The sequence below is a fragment of the Streptomyces sp. NBC_01451 genome, assembly GCF_036227485.1.
Taxonomy (GTDB): Bacteria; Actinomycetota; Actinomycetes; order Streptomycetales; family Streptomycetaceae; genus Streptomyces.
Genome location: NZ_CP109479.1, coordinates 1,487,613 through 1,503,395 on the forward strand (window position 1 = coordinate 1,487,613; position 15,783 = coordinate 1,503,395).

General features: G+C 70.7%; 12 protein-coding genes and 1 pseudogene. 5 read left to right on the forward strand and 8 right to left on the reverse strand.

What is annotated here, in order from left to right; all coding sequences use genetic code 11:
• Positions 1–5 precede the first annotated feature (5 nt).
• The 6 genes from OG595_RS06455 to OG595_RS06480 form a co-directional block, all read right to left on the reverse strand.
• Positions 6–1,025, reverse strand: coding sequence for an ABC transporter permease (locus OG595_RS06455; RefSeq protein WP_329268810.1), 1,020 nt, complete (start codon positions 1,023–1,025; stop codon positions 6–8).
• Positions 1,022–2,599 (reverse strand): sugar ABC transporter ATP-binding protein, encoded by a 1,578-nt coding sequence (locus OG595_RS06460; RefSeq protein WP_329268812.1) that lies wholly within the window; start codon positions 2,597–2,599, stop codon positions 1,022–1,024. Before OG595_RS06460 ends, OG595_RS06455 begins: the two co-directional genes overlap by 4 nt.
• Before the next feature lie 171 nt (positions 2,600–2,770).
• Complete coding sequence (locus tag OG595_RS06465) at positions 2,771–3,952, reverse strand: ROK family transcriptional regulator (protein ID WP_329268814.1); 1,182 nt, start codon at positions 3,950–3,952, stop codon at positions 2,771–2,773.
• A gap of 234 nt (positions 3,953–4,186) precedes the next feature.
• Positions 4,187–5,140, reverse strand: coding sequence for a beta-ketoacyl-ACP synthase III (locus tag OG595_RS06470; RefSeq protein WP_329268816.1), 954 nt, complete (start codon positions 5,138–5,140; stop codon positions 4,187–4,189).
• Between the two features lie 139 nt (positions 5,141–5,279).
• Positions 5,280–5,429 (reverse strand): MFS transporter small subunit, encoded by a 150-nt coding sequence (locus OG595_RS06475; RefSeq protein ID WP_329268818.1) that lies wholly within the window; start codon positions 5,427–5,429, stop codon positions 5,280–5,282.
• Entirely contained in the window at positions 5,404–6,738 is a 1,335-nt protein-coding gene (locus tag OG595_RS06480) for an OFA family MFS transporter (protein WP_329268821.1), read from the reverse strand. Before OG595_RS06480 ends, OG595_RS06475 begins: the two co-directional genes overlap by 26 nt.
• Positions 6,739–7,078: 340 nt before the next feature.
• On the opposite strand from OG595_RS06480, the gene fdhD reads away from it, so the two are divergent.
• Complete coding sequence (fdhD, locus tag OG595_RS06485) at positions 7,079–7,936, forward strand: formate dehydrogenase accessory sulfurtransferase FdhD (protein ID WP_329268824.1); 858 nt, start codon at positions 7,079–7,081, stop codon at positions 7,934–7,936.
• Between the two features lie 99 nt (positions 7,937–8,035).
• Here fdhD and OG595_RS06490 read toward each other — a convergent pair whose 3' ends face one another.
• On the reverse strand, positions 8,036–8,467 hold the full coding sequence (locus tag OG595_RS06490; RefSeq protein ID WP_329268826.1) for a MarR family winged helix-turn-helix transcriptional regulator: 432 nt from the start codon (positions 8,465–8,467) through the stop codon (positions 8,036–8,038).
• 98 nt (positions 8,468–8,565) lie between these two features.
• Between OG595_RS06490 and OG595_RS06495 the strand changes: the two are divergent.
• Positions 8,566–9,492, forward strand: a pseudogene (locus OG595_RS06495) (quinone oxidoreductase family protein).
• Between the two features lie 172 nt (positions 9,493–9,664).
• Positions 9,665–11,575, forward strand: a complete 1,911-nt coding sequence (locus OG595_RS06500) for a sialidase family protein (protein ID WP_329268828.1) — start codon at positions 9,665–9,667, stop codon at positions 11,573–11,575.
• A 72-nt stretch (positions 11,576–11,647) separates the two neighbouring features.
• Here the strand turns inward: OG595_RS06500 and OG595_RS06505 are convergent, their stop codons facing one another.
• Positions 11,648–12,670 carry a bile acid:sodium symporter family protein gene (locus OG595_RS06505; RefSeq protein WP_329282690.1) on the reverse strand — a complete coding sequence of 341 codons (1,023 nt, stop codon included), beginning with the start codon at positions 12,668–12,670 and terminating at the stop codon, positions 11,648–11,650.
• A 154-nt stretch (positions 12,671–12,824) separates the two neighbouring features.
• On the opposite strand from OG595_RS06505, the gene OG595_RS06510 reads away from it, so the two are divergent.
• Both OG595_RS06510 and OG595_RS06515 read left to right on the forward strand, forming a co-directional pair.
• On the forward strand, positions 12,825–13,688 hold the full coding sequence (locus OG595_RS06510) for a LysR substrate-binding domain-containing protein (RefSeq protein WP_329268831.1): 864 nt from the start codon (positions 12,825–12,827) through the stop codon (positions 13,686–13,688).
• A gap of 258 nt (positions 13,689–13,946) precedes the next feature.
• Positions 13,947–15,773 carry an AMP-dependent synthetase/ligase gene (locus tag OG595_RS06515; protein ID WP_329268833.1) on the forward strand — a complete coding sequence of 609 codons (1,827 nt, stop codon included), beginning with the start codon at positions 13,947–13,949 and terminating at the stop codon, positions 15,771–15,773.
• Positions 15,774–15,783 lie beyond the last annotated feature (10 nt).

Here is a 15,783-nt window from a genome sequence, read left to right on the forward strand (position 1 = left end):
TTCCCTCAGGTCGTGCTTGCGGTACGGCGCTGGACGAGCACGGCGGCGACGATGATCGCGCCCTTGGCGATCTGCTGCACATCGCTCTGCAGGTTGTTCAGGGCGAAGATGTTGGTGATCGTGGTGAAGATCAGGACGCCCAGCACGGAGCCGACGATGGTGCCGCGACCCCCGCTGAGCAGGGTGCCACCGATGATCGCGGCGGCGATGGCGTCCAGCTCGTACAGGTTCCCGTTGGTGTTCTGGCCCGAGCCGGACAGGATGATCAGAAGAAAGGCGGCGATCCCGCAGCACAGTCCGGACAGGAGGTAGAGGTAGAGGCGCTGGCGGCGTACGTCGATGCCGGCCAGGCGGGCCGCCTCCGCGTTGCCGCCCACGGCGACCGTGCGGCGGCCGAAGGTGGTGCGGTTCAGGATCAGCCAGCCGATGATCGTCACTACCGCGAAGACCAGCACCAGTGGCGGGATGCCGAGGATGTACGCGTCGCGCTCGCCGAGGTCGAGGACGCTGTCGATCGTGACGATCTGCGTCGAGCCGTCCGTGATCTGGAGGGCGAGTCCGCGCGCCGAGGCCAGCATGGCGAGCGTGGCGATGAAGGGGACCATCCCGCCGTACGCGATGAGCAGCCCGTTGACCAGTCCGCAGCCCACTCCGACGAGCACGGCGGTGAAGAGGATGCCCGCGAAGCCGTACTCCTGGGTGGCGACGGTGGTCGCCCACACCGAGGAGAGGGCGACGATGGCGCCGACCGACAGGTCGATGCCGCCCGACATGATGACGAAGGTCATCCCGACGGTGACGACACCGATCACCGAGCCCTGGGTGAGGACGAGTTGGAGGTTGCGGGTGTCGAGGAACTCGTCGGGCTTGGTGATCCCGCCGACCACGATCAGGGCGGCGAGGACACCGAGGAGGGAGAGGGTGCGGATGTCGGCGCGGGCCACCACACCTCTCCAGGCGGGGAGTTGACCGGTCGACGGGATCTTGTCGGTGGTGCCGCGCGGCGGGGACACGGGCTGCGTCATGATGCCGGGCCCCTTTCACCGGCCACGGGGCTGCCGGCCGCAGAGCTTGTGCTGGCCACAGGGGCTCCTTCCATCACGAGGTCGAGCACGCGGTGTTCGTCGAGTTCGCGGGCGGGTGCCGTGTGGACGACCCGGCCCTCGCGCAGGACCAGGACACGGTCGGCGAGGCCGAGGACCTCGGGTACTTCGCTGGAGACCAGCAGAACGGCGAGGCCCTCGTCGGCGAGCCGGCGGATCACCGCGTACAGCTCGGCGCGGGCGCCGACGTCGACGCCCCGGGTGGGTTCGTCGAGGAGCAGGACGCGGCAGCCGCGCAGCAGCCAGCGGGCGAGGACCGCCTTCTGCTGGTTGCCGCCGGAGAGGGTGCGTACGGGTACGGAAGGATTGTCGGGCCGGAGCGACAGCTCGCGGGTGGCGGCGCGGGCGGCGCCCAGTTCGGCGCCCCGGTCGATCCAACCGCCGCGTGCGAAGCGGGAGATGGAGGAGACCGACACGTTGCGGGTGACGGACTCCAGCATCAGCAGGGCCTGCGCCTTGCGTTCCTCGGGGGCGAGCCCGAGCCCGGCGCGCACTGCGGCCCGTACGCTGCCGGGCCTCAACACCGCACCGTCGACAAGGACTTGACCGGCCGTCGGCCTGCGGGCGCCGTAGATCGTCTCCAGGATCTCCGAGCGCCCCGACCCGACGAGTCCCGCGAGTCCGACGATCTCGCCGGGGCGCACAGTGAGGTCGACGGGCGCGAACTCGCCCTCCCTGGCCAGCCCCCGGACTTCGAGGACCGGTGCGCCGCCCGCGTCCTCCGGTGCCGCGCGGCGCTCCGGGAAGACGTACTCGACGTTGCGGCCGGTCATCAGGGCGACGACCTCGCGGGTCGGTGTGGACTCGGCGGGGAGTCCTCCCGCGACCGCCCGACCGTCCTTCAGGACGGTCACGCGGTCGCCGATGCGGCGGATCTCCTCCAGCCGGTGCGAGATGTAGACGACGGCCACCCCGTCGGCGGTCAGGTCGCCGACGATACGGAAGAGGTTGTCGACCTCCTCCGGGTCGAGCGCGGCGGACGGTTCGTCCATGACGATCAGCCGTACGTCGTGGGAGAGGGCCCGCGCCATCGACACGATCTGCCGCTGGGCCGCAGACAACTCCCCCACGAGGCGCCCGGGTTCCACTTCCGGATGGCCGAGTCGCTTGAGCAGCGCGGCAGTCGACGCCTTGGCCGCCTTTCCCCGTACAACGAATCCGGCGGCCGTGGGTTCATGGCCGAGGTGGACGTTCTCGGCCACCGACAGGTGCTCCACCAGGTCGAGTTCCTGGTAGATGGTGGCGATGCCGAGGCGCATGGCGGCGATGGGCGAGCGCAGGGTGACCGGCTCGCCGCGCCAGCTGATCGTGCCGTCGTCGGGCTGGTGGGCGCCGGCCAGGACCTTGATGAGCGTGGACTTCCCGGCGCCGTTCTGGCCGAGCAGACAGTGCACTTCACCGGCCTGGACGTCGAGGTCGACGCCGTCGAGGGCCCGGACTCCGGGGAACGACTTGGTGATGCCGGACATGCTGAGCAGCGGTGGTTCTGGTGCCATGACGGTTCCCCTTGGCGGGCGTGCGGGCCGGTTGCAGGGTGGATCGCCTGCCGGGCAGGCGTTGTGCGCAGGGCAGAGCAGGGCGCTGTGCTGGTGACGGGCGTCGGCTGACGCGGTTGTGGGGTCGGCTTACGCGGGTACGGAGTCGGCTTACGCGGGTACGGAGTCGGCTTACGCGGGTGAGAACAGGTGGTCGCTGATGAGGCGGGCCGCGCCGATGACTCCGGCGGTGGGGCCCAACTCCCCCAGGACGATGGGCAGGTTGCCGGTCGCCAGTGGCAGCGACTGGCGGTAGACCTGGGTTCTGATGGCGGCGAGCAGGGTGTGGCCGAGGCCGGTCACCCCGCCGCCGATCACCACCAGGCCCGGGTTGAAGAAGCTGACGAGACCGGCGATGACCTGGCCGGTGCGGTTGCCGCCCTCGCGGATCAGGTCGAGCGAGGTGGCGTCCCCGGCGGCAGCGGCGGCGGCGACGTCGACGGCGCTCAGGGCTCCGCTCGCCTCCCATCGGGCCGCGAGTTCCGCCGAACGTCCCTGCTGGGCCGCCTCTTTGGCGTCGCGGGCGAGCGCGGCACCGCTGAAGTGGGCTTCCAGGCAGCCCCGGTTGCCGCAGGCGCAGGGGCGTCCGTCGGGCACCGCCTGGATGTGCCCGATGTCGCCGGCGCTGCCCGTCACCCCGCGGTGGACCTCGCCGCCGACGACGATGCCGCAGCCGATACCGGTGCCGATCTTGACGCAGAGGAAGTCACCGACGGAACGGGCGACGCCCGCGTGCTGCTCCCCCATCGCCATCAGGTTCACGTCGTTGTCGACCATCACCGGGCAGCCCAGTTCCTGGCTGAGTGCCTCCCGTACGGGGAAGCCGTCCCAGCCGGGCATGATCGGCGGGGCGACCGGTACGCCCTCGGGGAAGCGGACCGGGCCCGGGACGCCGATGCCGGCGCCGTCGAACCCCTCGGCGAGCCCGGAGGCCCGCAGCTTGGCGGCCATGGACAGGACCTGCTCGAAGACCGCGACCGGGCCCTCGCGTACGTCCATGGGCTGGTTGAGGTGTCCCAGCACCTCCAGTTCGGCGTTGGTGACCGCGATGTCGATCGAGGTCGCGCCGATGTCGACGCCGAGGAAGCGCAGGGCGGGGGCGAGCCGGATGTTGTGGGAGCGGCGACCGCCTCGTGAGGCGGCGAGTCCGTCGGCCACGACCAGGCCCGTCTCCAGGAGCCGGTCCACCTCCACGGCCAGCTTGGACCGCGACAGGTCGATCTGGTCCCCCAGCTGGGCCCGGGAGTTGGGCCCGCCGTCACGCAACAGGCGCAGCAGCCGGGCCTGGTGGGCGTTCGCGGGTCGAGCGGTCATACGTCTCACAAGCCCCTCCCCGCCTAGTCAGGCACCAACAGGCCACTCTTTCCGGCCACTTCGCCGGGCTTTCGAGTGGAACGTAGCAGCGACTGCCGAGGCTGGGAAGAAGTTGGGCACAGATTGCCGCTTACTTCTTCCACTGAGAGGACAAAGAAGAAGGCGGCACGAAGGACGCCCGGGTGGGCCGCACAGGACCCACCCGCACGTGGTGGGCCCGCGAGCCCGCCCCGCTCACGGGCAGCGGACGACCTGCCCGGCGTACGAGAGGTTGCCGCCGAAGCCGAACAGGAGGACCGGGTCGCCGGTGGAGATCTCGCCGCGCTCGACCAGCTTCGAGAAGGCGAGCGGGATGCTGGCGGCCGAGGTGTTGCCGGACTCGACGACATCGCGTGCCACGACGGCGTTCACCGCGCCGATCTTCGCCGCCAGCGGTTCGATGATGCGCAGGTTGGCCTGGTGCAGGACGACGGCGGCCAGTTCCTCGGGGGCCACGCCCGCGCGCTCGCAGGCCTGGCGGGCGATGCGCGGCAGCTGGGTGGTGGCCCAGCGGTAGACGCTCTGCCCCTCCTGTGCGAACCGCGGGGGTGTGCCCTCGATCCGTACCGCGTTCCCCATCTCGGGCACCGAGCCCCACAGCACGGGCCCGATGCCGACGGGTCCGGCGGTATCCGCCGGACAGGCCTCGACGACCGCCGCGCCCGCACCGTCCCCGACGAGTACGCAGGTCGTGCGGTCGGTCCAGTCCGCCACCTCGGACATCTTGTCGGCACCGATGACGAGGGCCCGCGCCGATCCCCCGGCCCGCACCGCGTGGTCGGCCGTGGCCAGGGCGTGCGTGAAGCCGGCGCACACGACGTTGAGGTCCATCGTGGCCGGCGAGGGCATGCCGAGCCGGTTCGCGACCCGGGCGGCCATGTTCGGGGAGCGGTCGATGGCGGTCGAGGTGGCGACGAGGACGAGGTCGATGTCGCTGGCGGCCAGGCCCGCCGCCGCGAGCGCCTTGGCGGCGGCGTGCGCGGCCAGCTCGTCAACGGGCTCGTCGGGACCGGCGATGTGGCGCGTACGGATACCCACCCGGCTTCTGATCCACTCGTCGCTGGTGTCGACCAGACCCGCCAGATCCTCGTTGGTGAGCACCTTGGCGGGCTGGTAGTGACCGACGGCGGCGATGCGCGAGCCGTTCATGGGTGGGTCCCCCTTGCTGCATTTCGGTAGCGGGATCCACCAGTCTGATCAGTGACTCACCAGTACGACGGCACGCGATGCCACAGGATTAACGCGGCCGGGTTGTCGGCTTCCATCAGAGGCCGGCGCGCCCGAACACCTACCCCGTGAACAGCTGTGTCGCCTTCTGCACCAGCTCGTACACGCCGTAACAGAGCGGCACCCCCACCCACAGCCAGGCGAAGGCGATCAGGGGCCTGCGGTCGGGCGGCGGGCCCGCGCTCTCAGACGGACGGCTCTCGCTGGACATCGGCGGCCTCCTTCGGTGCGGGGATGTGGTGGCGGGGGTCGACGGGGCGGACGAGTTCGTTGGCGACGAAGCCGACGGCGAGCAGTCCGATCATGATGTAGAACGACAGTCCGTAGAGGGCCGAGCCGTGCTTGCCGGCCTCCTCCTGCCGGTCGGCGATCCAGTTGACGATCAGCGGGCCGAGGACACCGGCCGTGGACCAGGCGGTGAGCAGCCGCCCGTGGATCGCGCCGACCTGGTAGGTGCCGAAGAGGTCCTTCAGATAGGCGGGGATGGTGGCGAAGCCGCCGCCGTAGAAGGAGAGGATCACCAGGGCGCACAGGATGAACAGCGGCTTGGAGGAGTCCCCGAACCAGGCGATCGACGCGTACATCAGGGCGCCCACGCCCAGGTAGACGCGGTAGATGTTCTTGCGGCCGATCAGGTCGGAGGTGGACGACCAGCCGATCCGGCCCGCCATGTTGGCCGCCGACAGCAGCGCGACGAAACCGGCCGCCGCCGACACCGAGACCGGGGTGGAGCTGTCCGCGAAGAAGTCCTTGATCATCGGCGCGGCCTTCTCCAGGATGCCGATGCCCGCGGTCACGTTCATGCAGAGGATGACCCACAGGCACCAGAACTGGGGGGTCCGCACGGCACTGCGCGCGGAGACCTGCACGCCCGAGAGGGAACTCGGCCCGCTCGCTCCGCCGGCCGCGGGTTCCGCACTGCGCGGCACCCGGACCAGGAGCACTCCGAGCGACATGAACACGGCGTACGACAGTCCGTGCACGAGGAAGGCGAGCGCGATACCCGAGCTGTCGGAGCCGAACGACTCCAGCATCTGCGCCGACCAGGGCGAGGCGATGAGCGCGCCGCCGCCGAAGCCCATGATCGCGATGCCGGTGGCCATGCCGGGCCGGTCCGGGAACCACTTGATCAGGGTGGAGACGGGCGAGATGTAGCCGATGCCGAGCCCGATGCCGCCGACGAAGCCGTAGCCGAAGACGATCAGCCAGTACTGCTCGGTGGCGGCGCCGAGCGAGGCGAGCAGGAAGCCGGAGGAGAAGCAGACCAGGGCGACGGTCATGGCCCAGCGCGGCCCGTTGCGCTCGACGAGGGTGCCGCCGAACGCGGCGGACAGGCCGAGCATGACGATGCCGAGCTGGAAGGGCAGCGCACTCTGGGTGCCGCTGAGGCCGAGCGCGGATTCCAGCGGCGGCTTGAAGACGCTCCAGGCGTAGGCCTGACCGATGGAGAGGTGGACCGAGAGGGCGGCGGGGGGTACGAGCCAGCGGCTCCAGCCGGGGGATGCGATGGGGGGACTCATGATCCCGGACGATAGGAACCGGCCGCGCGGTTGGGAAGGCGGCCGGTCGAACTCGCCGACCGTATGCGGTGAACGGTATCCGGGCTGCGCCGAACGGTCGTTCGGAGCGGACGAACGGCATCCCGCCACCCGGTGAGCCGCTTCCGCGCCATGGGCCCCTCTTTCCCGCCTGCGCCACGACCCTTGCCGAGCCAACCTACATACTGTAGACAATATGTCGTCAACCTTTTTTCCTCGCGACAACAGGACTCCGTGGGACGCGGGGCCACCTCGCGCGTGCAGGACAATGAGAACGAGAAGGTCATCCACCAGCACGTACAGAACCGGGGCTGATCAGAACATGGGACGAGTCACGGAACGACGCAAGGTGATCCGGATCAGGGATGGAGCGATCTCCACCCGCCCGGACACACTCGTCGCCGAGGAACCCATGGAGATCCGGCTGAACGGCAAGCCGATCGCCATCACCATGCGGACGCCGGGGGACGACTTCGCGCTCGCGGCCGGCTTCCTGGTGAGCGAGGGCGTGCTGGCCGAGCGGCGCGAGCTCCAGAACATCGTGTACTGCGCGGGCGCGACGGAGGACGGCTCGAACACCTACAACGTGGTGGATGTGCGGACGGCCCCGGACGTGACGCTGCCCGACATCACGCTGGAGCGGAACGTGTACACGACGTCCTCGTGCGGCCTGTGCGGCAAGGCGAGTCTGGACGCGGTCCGTACGACGGCCCGCCGGCCCATCGACGACGGCGCCGACTCTCCCCCGGTCCGGCTGTCACCCGAACTGCTCGCGAGCCTCCCCGACCGGCTCCGCGCGTCCCAGCGGGTCTTCGACCGGACCGGGGGTCTGCACGCGGCGGCCCTGTTCACGGAGGAGGGCGAGCTGATCGACATCCGCGAGGACGTGGGCCGGCACAACGCGGTCGACAAGCTGGTCGGCCGGGCACTCCAGAACGGCGATCTCCCCTTGTCCCGCGTGATCCTGCTGGTCTCCGGCCGGGCCTCGTTCGAGCTGGCGCAGAAGGCGGTCATGGCCGGGATTCCGGTGCTGGCGGCCGTCTCGGCGCCCTCGTCGCTCGCCGTCGACCTGGCGGCCGAGTCGGGGCTGACCCTGGTGGGGTTCCTCCGGGGCGCCAACATGAACGTGTACGCGGGCGAGGACCGGATCGCCCTGCGGGCCACGGCCTCCCAGGGCTGACCGGCTTCCCCGCGGCACGGCGGCGGGGCCCCGAACGGCGGGGAGCGCCCCCTGCGCCGGTGGGGCCCCGCCTCTACCTGCCTGCCTGCCTGCCTGCCGCTAGGTCGTACCCGAAACCCGGGTGAGCAGGCCCATGAACAGGTCGCGTTCCACGGCCGTGAGCGGCGCCAGCAGTTCGTCGTTGGCCTTGCGCGCGGCCCGCTCGCAGCGGGCCAGCAGCCGCCGCCCCTCCGCCGTGACCGTCACCGCGTTCTTGCGCCGGTCGTGCGGGTCGGGTGCGCGCACCACCAGTGAGGCGCCCTCAAGGTCGTTGAGGACGCCGACCATGTCCTTGGCGTCGAGCCCCACCCCGCGCACCAGTTCGGCCTGCGCGACCGGGCCCAGCTCCGCGACGGCGGAGAGCACCACGTGATGCCACATCTTCAGCCCCTCATGGGCCAGCGCGGCGGCGACCAGCGCCCGCCCGCGGTCGGCTGCCCTCCCCAGGATCCAGCTGGGGAGGACGCGTATGGAACGAAGTTCGACAGACATGCGGAAAGACTAACCAATAATCATTGGACCTCCCAATGGTTATACGTTTATCGTTGGGACTCCCAACGGTTTCTCGGAGTGCGAGGTAGGAGGTGCGGATGCGCCGTGTTCGGTACGGGCACAGGGGTGGTCCCCTGTGCCTGGAAGAGACCCCCGTGCCCGAGCCCGGGCCCGGTGAGCTCCCCGTGCACCGCGAGGCGATCGGCGTCACCCTCCCCGTCGTCCGCAAGGTGACCGAGGCCGCCGAACCGGTACCGCTCGGCGGCGAGATCGCCGGGGAGGTCGTGACGGTGGGCGCCGGAGTGACCGGCTTCCGACCGGGCGACCGCGTGACCGGGCTCTGTTTCGGCCACGGCTACGCCGACTTCGCGGTGCTCCAGGAAGCCATGGCCTCCCCGGTGCCCGGCGGCGTCTCGCCGATGGACGCGGTCGCGGTCGTCCGCAGCGGGCCGGTCGCCCTGGGCGCCCTGTCCGCGGCCCGCCCCGCGCCGGGCGAAACAGCGCTGATCACGGGGGCGCCGAGCGGCGTCGGACACCTCGCAGTGCGGCTCGCCCGGACCCGCGGCGCGTCCCGGTTCGTCGGCGCCGTCTCGGACCGGGCCAGGGCCGGCTTCGTGCGCTCCCTCGGAGCCGACGAGGTCGTCCCGTACGACCTGATGGGACAGCAGGACGGGTTCGCCTCCGCCGACCACGTCCTGGACGCGGTCGGCGGCGCGTCGCTCGCCCCCGCGCCGGCCGCCCTCGCTCCCGGTGGCCGGCTCGTCGCGTACAGCTCGGGCGGCGGCACGGTCCGGGCGTACGACCCGCTGGTGGGCGCCACGACCGTCACCGGCTTCCAGCTGCGCCGAATAGCCAGGGAACAACCCGAGTTGTACGAGCGGTGACGCCGCGAGCTGTGGCGGCAGTTCACCGAAGGAGCCGTACGACCGGTGGTGCACGGGGAGTTCGCGCTGGCGGACGCGGCCGGCGCACACCGGGTCATCGAGTCCCGGACCAACCTCGGCAAGGTTGTCCTGATCCCCTGACACACGGTTCTTGTGGGGCGGCTGAGCATCCAACTACCGTCTGATGCGCGCACGTTGGACGTAGGATGTCCAGATTTTCGGATGCCCGATTGTTCAGATGTCCAGACCTCTGAAGTCACGAACTCTGAAGTCCAGACGCATGAAGTCCAGACGTTGAAGGGCAGGGCCGTACATGCCGTCAAGTCTTCGCGCACGATTCAGATCCACCCTCACGGCCGCGTTCACCACGGCCGCTCTGCTGCTCGCGATGCCGAGCCCAGCGGGCGCCGGACAGGCCACCGAGACGGCCGTGTTCGAGCAGCAGGTGCTCTTCCGGGCCTCCCAGGACCCCGGTTACGCCTGCTACCGGATCCCCGCGATCGTCCGGACCCTGAAGGGAACGCTGCTGGCCTTCGCCGAGGGACGGAAGGACAACTGCGGGGACGCCGGTGACATCGATATCGTCGTCAAGCGGTCGACCGACGACGGGCTCACCTGGGGCCCGGTCCAGGTGGTCGACGACGGCGGGGTCGACACCCACGGCAACCCGGCGCCGATCGTGGACCGGGAGACCGGCCGCATCCTCCTCGCGGAGAGCTGGAACACGGGCCACGGCGGCGGCAACTGCCCGGTGCCGTGCGACCGCACTCCCCATCTGCAGTACAGCGACGACGACGGGCTGACCTGGTCCGAGCCTCGCGACCTGAGCGCCGAGATCATGCCGCCCGAGTGGAACTCCTGGTATGCGACGGGCCCCGTGCACGGCATCCAGCTCACCCGGGGCGAGCACGCGGGCCGGCTCGTCTTCGGCGTCAACACCGAGACGTGGGACGGCAGCCGGATCAGTGCCAACCATGCCGCGCTGATCATCAGCGACGACGGCGGCGACCACTGGAGGGCCGGCGCCACGGACACCTGGCCGATCGCGGCGGACGGCACCTTCCGGCAGAAACCGTCCGAGGTGACGCTCACGGAGCGCTCGGACGGGGTGATCCTGGTCAGCGGCCGGGAGCAGGACGGCACGGATCTGGGACACCGCACCCAGGCCTTCAGCGCGGACGGCGGCAGCAGTTTCCTCACCCCCTTCCGCGCGCTCCCGGACCTCTACGCGCCCCAGGTCCAGTGCTCCACGGTGGGCCTCGGCGCCCGCATACTGCTGGCCTGCCCGGGCGATCCCGACCGGCGCCGGACGATGATGATCCGCTCCTCCTACGACGGCGGGCGCACCTGGGACAGCGTGGACCGGGGCACGGTCGTCACCCGGGACTGGTCGGGCTACTCCGACCTGGTGAAGATCGACAGCGGGACGGTGGGCCTGATGTACGAGGGCGGCACCGTCGACGCACGCGACGAGATCCGCTTCGCCCGCTTCAGCGAGGACTGGCTGACGCCGGCGCGCGGCCCGGACCCGACCACCCGTGACCTGGCCCCGGACGCCCGCCCGGCCGCCGTCCTGGGCGGCGCCACGCAGACCACCGGGGTGTTCGGCGGCGGGGCGATGGAGTTCGACGGCGTGGACGACGCCGTACGCCTCCCGTACAGCGACCGGCTGCCGCTCGGCACCAAGGACTTCACGGTGGGCCTGTGGTTCCGCACCACGGCGACGTCGGGTGACCGGCCGCTGCTGTGGATGGGCGGGGTCGGCTCCACCCAGCCCCAGGTCTGGCTGCGCGCCGAGCCCGCGACCAACCGGGTCCGGGGTCTGATGACCGTCCGGGACGGCGCGTCGGCCGTCAGGACGGCGTCCGCGACCTCGGTGGGCACCTACAACGACGGCCTGTGGCACTTCGCGGCCCTGCGCCGTGGCGGCGGCCAGTTCACGCTCTTCGTCGACGGTACGGCGGTCAGCGTGGCGGACGTGACCGGATCCGTCAGCCGCAACTCGGTGTTCGGGGTGCACATCGGGCAACGGGTGGACAGTCTGCAGCACTTCAGCGGCGCGATCGACGACGTCCGGGTCTGGGACCGGGCGTTGGGCAGCGCGGAACTGTCCAAGGCGGCCATGACGGCGACCGTGGACGAGGAGACGGCCACGAGCAGCACGGTCCTGTGGCTGCCTCTCAACAAGGTGAACGAGGGCCGTTCGCACCCCACCCGCCCCTGACGACGTACGGGGATCGCCGCCCACGGGAACCGGGCCCGGCCGCTGTGGCCGGGCCCGGTTCCCGTGGGCGGCTCAACGGTGACGCGTCGCCGTACCGGCCGTCATGCGTGGCGGTCCGGCCGCGTCCCGGCCGGTGACCGGCGGGTCGGCCGTCACGGGGTCCTGCGAGCGGCGCTTGGCGATCACCGCGCACACCATCAGCTGCATCTGGTGGAAGAGCATCAGCGGCAGCACGGCCAGTGAGGCCTGGGCGCCGAACAGGACGCTCGCCATGGGCAGTCCGGCCGCCAGGGACTTCTTCGAGCCCGCGAACTGGATCGTGATCCGGTCCTCGCGGTCGAAGCCGAGCGCCCTGCCCCCGTACCAGGTGAGCGCCAGCATCACCGCGAGCAGTACGGCCTCCACGACCAGGAGTCCGCCGAGCCGGGCGGGACCGACCTGGTGCCAGATGCCCTCGACCATGCCCTCGCTGAACGCGGTGTAGACGACGAGGAGGATCGAGCCGCGGTCGACCAGCCCCAGCACCTTCTTGTGCCGGGTGACGAACGTGCCGATCCAGCGCCTGAGCACCTGTCCGGCGAGGAATGGCACCAGCAGCTGGAGCACGATCTCGACGAGCGAGTCGAGCGAGAAGCCGCCGCCGGTGCTGCCGAGCAGTGTGGCCGCGAGCAGCGGGGTGACGACGATGCCGACAACGGAGGAGAAGGAGCCCGCGCAGATCGCGGCGGGCACGTTGCCCCGGGCCATCGAGGTGAAGGCGATCGACGACTGGATCGTGGACGGGACGAGGGTGAGGAAGAGCAGACCGGTGTAGAGGTCGTGGGTCAGGAACACCGGTTCGAGTCCGCGGGCGGCCAGGCCGAGCAGCGGGAAGACGACGAACGTGCAGGCGAGGACCGTGGTGTGCAGCCGCCAGTGCTTCAGCCCCGCCAGTGCCTCGCGGGTGGAGAGTCGGGCGCCGTAGAGGAAGAAGAGAAAGGCGATGGCCGCCGTGGAGGCGCCCGAGGCGACGTCGGCGCCCGTCCCGCGCGCCGGGAGGAGGGCCGCGAGACCCACCGTTGCGAGCAGCAGCAGGATGTAGGGGTCGATCGGCATCCAGCTCGGCCACTTCAGGCGTTTCACGGTGCTCCACTACTCAGGTACGGGACGGTCGTGCCCTTTCCATCGTCCTCCTCCGGTCCGTGATCGGGAATCCCGTACACCGCTCTGACTGTCATCGCGTTCTGCGATAACGGGGTAGCGTGGACGCGTGTACGACCCCTCTCATCTGCGGACCTTCCTGACCGTGGCCCAGACGCTCAGTTTCACGCAGGCCGCCCGCCGGCTCGGGCTGCGGCAGTCGACGGTCAGCCAGCACGTCCGGCGCCTGGAGGACGCGGCCGGCCGGCAACTGTTCTCCCGGGACACGCACTCCGTGGAGCTGACCGAGGACGGCGAGGTGATGCTCGGCTTCGCCCGCCGCATCATGGAGGTCCACGAGCAGGCGACGGCGTTCTTCACGGGTACGCGGCTGCGCGGCCGGCTGCGGTTCGGCGCGTCCGAGGACTTCGTGCTGACCCGGTTGCCGGAGATCCTGGAGGCCTTCCGCCACGACCACCCCGAGGTCGATCTGGAGCTGACGGTCGAGCTGTCGGGCACCCTGCACGAGCAGCTGGCCGCCGGGAAACTGGACCTCGTCCTCGCCAAGCGGCGCCCCGAGGACCCGCGCGGCGAGCCGGTCTGGCACGACGAGCTGGTGTGGATCGGCGCGGAACGGCTCCGGCTGGACCCCGACCGCCCGGTACCCCTGATCGTGTACCCGCCGCCGGGCATCACCCGCGCCCTCGCCATGGAGGCCCTGGAGCGGCAGGGCCGGGCGTGGCGCGTCGTGTGCACCAGCGGCAGCCTCAACGGCCTGATCGCGGCGGCCCGGGCGGGCCTCGGTGTGATGGCCCACTCGCGCGGGATGGTCCCGCCCGGTCTGGTCCAGGTGCCCGACCGCGCCGGGCTGCCGGAGCTGGGCCGGGTCGATTTCGTCCTGGTCCACGGGCACCGGCGTACGTCCGCCGAGAGCGCGGCGGACGCGCTGGCGGCGGCGATCCTGACGAGCGGGGACCGGCTGCACCGGCTCTGACGGCCGGCCACGAAACCTTAAAGACAGTCCCAAGAGGCCTGGCGCGGGCGGTGAGCGGGTCGGTCGGATTCCGTGGAGATTACCCGACCGAGATCTTCTCCGGCGGAGGGGGTTCTGTCCGCCCGCTACCCATACAGACGCATATTCCGCCCCGGGACGGCGCCGAAGCTGAACACCGCTCGGCTTGGAACCCCTCCCGCGATGTGAAGGCGTGGGGTAGCTTTCACGGCGCTGTGCAAAGCGTCACTAGGAGCGGGTTTGCGCGAATTCACCAACCCTCCGTTGGCGTTGGCACCGCCCGTGGGCGGACTGGCCGACGTGGTGTTCGAACGTGCCCAGGAGGACCCCCTCCATGTCTCGCTCGGGCGCAAGGACGAGGCCGGCCAGTGGCGGGACGTGACCGCGAGCGAGTTCCGTGACGAGGTCCTCGCCCTCGCCAAGGGCCTGCTCTCGCAGGGCATCCGCTTCGGGGACCGGGTCGCGATCATGTCCCGTACGCGCTACGAGTGGACGCTCTTCGACTACGCGCTGTGGACGATCGGCGCGCAGGTGGTGCCGGTCTATCCGACGTCGTCGGCCGAGCAGGTCTTCTGGATGCTGTACGACGCCGAGGTGACGGCGGCGATGGTGGAGCACGAGGACCACGCGATGACCATCGCCACGGTCATCGACCGGCTGCCCGAGCTGCGCCGGCTGTGGCAGCTCGACGTCGGTGTCGTGCAGGAGCTGTACGAGGCGGGTGCGCACCTCGACGACGACGTGGTGCACCGGCACCGGCTCGCGGTCATGCCCGAGTCGACCGCGACGATCATCTACACCTCCGGCACCACGGGCCGCCCCAAGGGCTGTGTCATCACCCACGCGAACTTCATGTTCGAGGCGGACACCGTCATCGAACGCTGGGAGCCGGTGTTCCACTCCAGGAAGGGCGACGAGGCGGCGACCCTCCTCTTCCTCCCCCTCGCGCATGTCTTCGGCCGGATGGTGCAGGTGGCCGCGATCCGCGGCGGGGTCCGTTTCGGCCACCAGCCGCAGCTCAACGCGGCGGCCCTGCTGCCCGACCTCGCCGCGTTCCGGCCGACGTTCTTCCTCGGCGTGCCGTACATCTTCGAGAAGGTCTTCAACGCGGCCCGCCGCAAGGCCGAACGGGAGGGCAGGGACGGCCCGTTCGAGAAGGCCGTCGAGGTCGCGGTGCGGTACGCGGAGGCCACGGAGGAGAAGGCCTGGGACCTGGGCCCCGGCCCGTCGGCGGGCCTGCGGATGCAGCACCAGCTCTTCGAGAAGCTCGTGTACTCCAAGATCCGGGCGGCGATGGGCGGGCGCGTACGGCACGCCATGACGGGCGGTTCGGGTATGGACCGGCGGCTCGGCCTGTTCTTCGCGGGCGCGGGCGTCCACATATACGAGGGGTACGGCCTGACGGAGACGACGGCCGCGGCCACCGCGAACCCGCCCGAGCGCACCCGGTACGGCACGGTCGGCCAGGCCATCCCGGGCACGACGGTGCACATCGCGGACGACGGTGAGATCTGGCTGCGCGGCGACAACGTCTTCCAGGGCTATCTGAACAACCAGAAGGCGACGGACGCGACCCTGCACGACGGCTGGCTGGCCACCGGCGACCTGGGCTCCCTCGACGAGGACGGTTTCCTCACGATCACCGGCCGCAAGAAGGAGATCCTGGTGACCTCGGGCGGCAAGAGCGTCGTCCCCGGCGGCCTGGAGGAGCGCGTCCGGGATCATCCCCTGGTCGCCCAGTGCATCGTGGTCGGCAACGACCGTCCGTACATCGCGGCCCTTGTCACCCTGGACCGGGAGGCGGTCGAGCACTGGCTCACCATGCGCGGCAAGCCGCAGCTGACCTCGACGGAACTGGTGAGCGACCCGGACCTGGAGAAGGAGGTACGGCGTGCGGTGGTCGCCGCGAACACCCTGGTCTCCAAGGCCGAGTCGATCCGTACGTTCCGCATCCTGGCCCAGCCGTTCACCGAGGAACACGGCCTGCTGACCCCGTCCCTGAAGCTGAAGCGCAAGGCGATCGAGGACGCGTATGTGAAGGAGGTCGAGGCGCTGTACCAGGCCTGACGGCCGCCGC

What these genes read in the sequence shown, in the direction of transcription:
- OG595_RS06455 (WP_329268810.1), bottom strand. Translation starts at nt 1,025, where the DNA reads ATGACGCAGCCCGTGTCCCCGCCGCGCGGCACCACCGACAAGATCCCG.
- OG595_RS06475 (WP_329268818.1), bottom strand. Translation starts at nt 5,429, where the DNA reads ATGTCCAGCGAGAGCCGTCCGTCTGAGAGCGCGGGCCCGCCGCCCGAC.
- OG595_RS06500 (WP_329268828.1), top strand. Translation starts at nt 9,665, where the DNA reads ATGCCGTCAAGTCTTCGCGCACGATTCAGATCCACCCTCACGGCCGCG.
- OG595_RS06470 (WP_329268816.1), bottom strand. Translation starts at nt 5,140, where the DNA reads ATGAACGGCTCGCGCATCGCCGCCGTCGGTCACTACCAGCCCGCCAAG.
- fdhD (WP_329268824.1), top strand. Translation starts at nt 7,079, where the DNA reads ATGGGACGAGTCACGGAACGACGCAAGGTGATCCGGATCAGGGATGGA.
- OG595_RS06465 (WP_329268814.1), bottom strand. Translation starts at nt 3,952, where the DNA reads ATGACCGCTCGACCCGCGAACGCCCACCAGGCCCGGCTGCTGCGCCTG.
- OG595_RS06505 (WP_329282690.1), bottom strand. Translation starts at nt 12,670, where the DNA reads ATGCCGATCGACCCCTACATCCTGCTGCTGCTCGCAACGGTGGGTCTC.
- OG595_RS06460 (WP_329268812.1), bottom strand. Translation starts at nt 2,599, where the DNA reads ATGGCACCAGAACCACCGCTGCTCAGCATGTCCGGCATCACCAAGTCG.
- OG595_RS06490 (WP_329268826.1), bottom strand. Translation starts at nt 8,467, where the DNA reads ATGTCTGTCGAACTTCGTTCCATACGCGTCCTCCCCAGCTGGATCCTG.
- OG595_RS06480 (WP_329268821.1), bottom strand. Translation starts at nt 6,738, where the DNA reads ATGAGTCCCCCCATCGCATCCCCCGGCTGGAGCCGCTGGCTCGTACCC.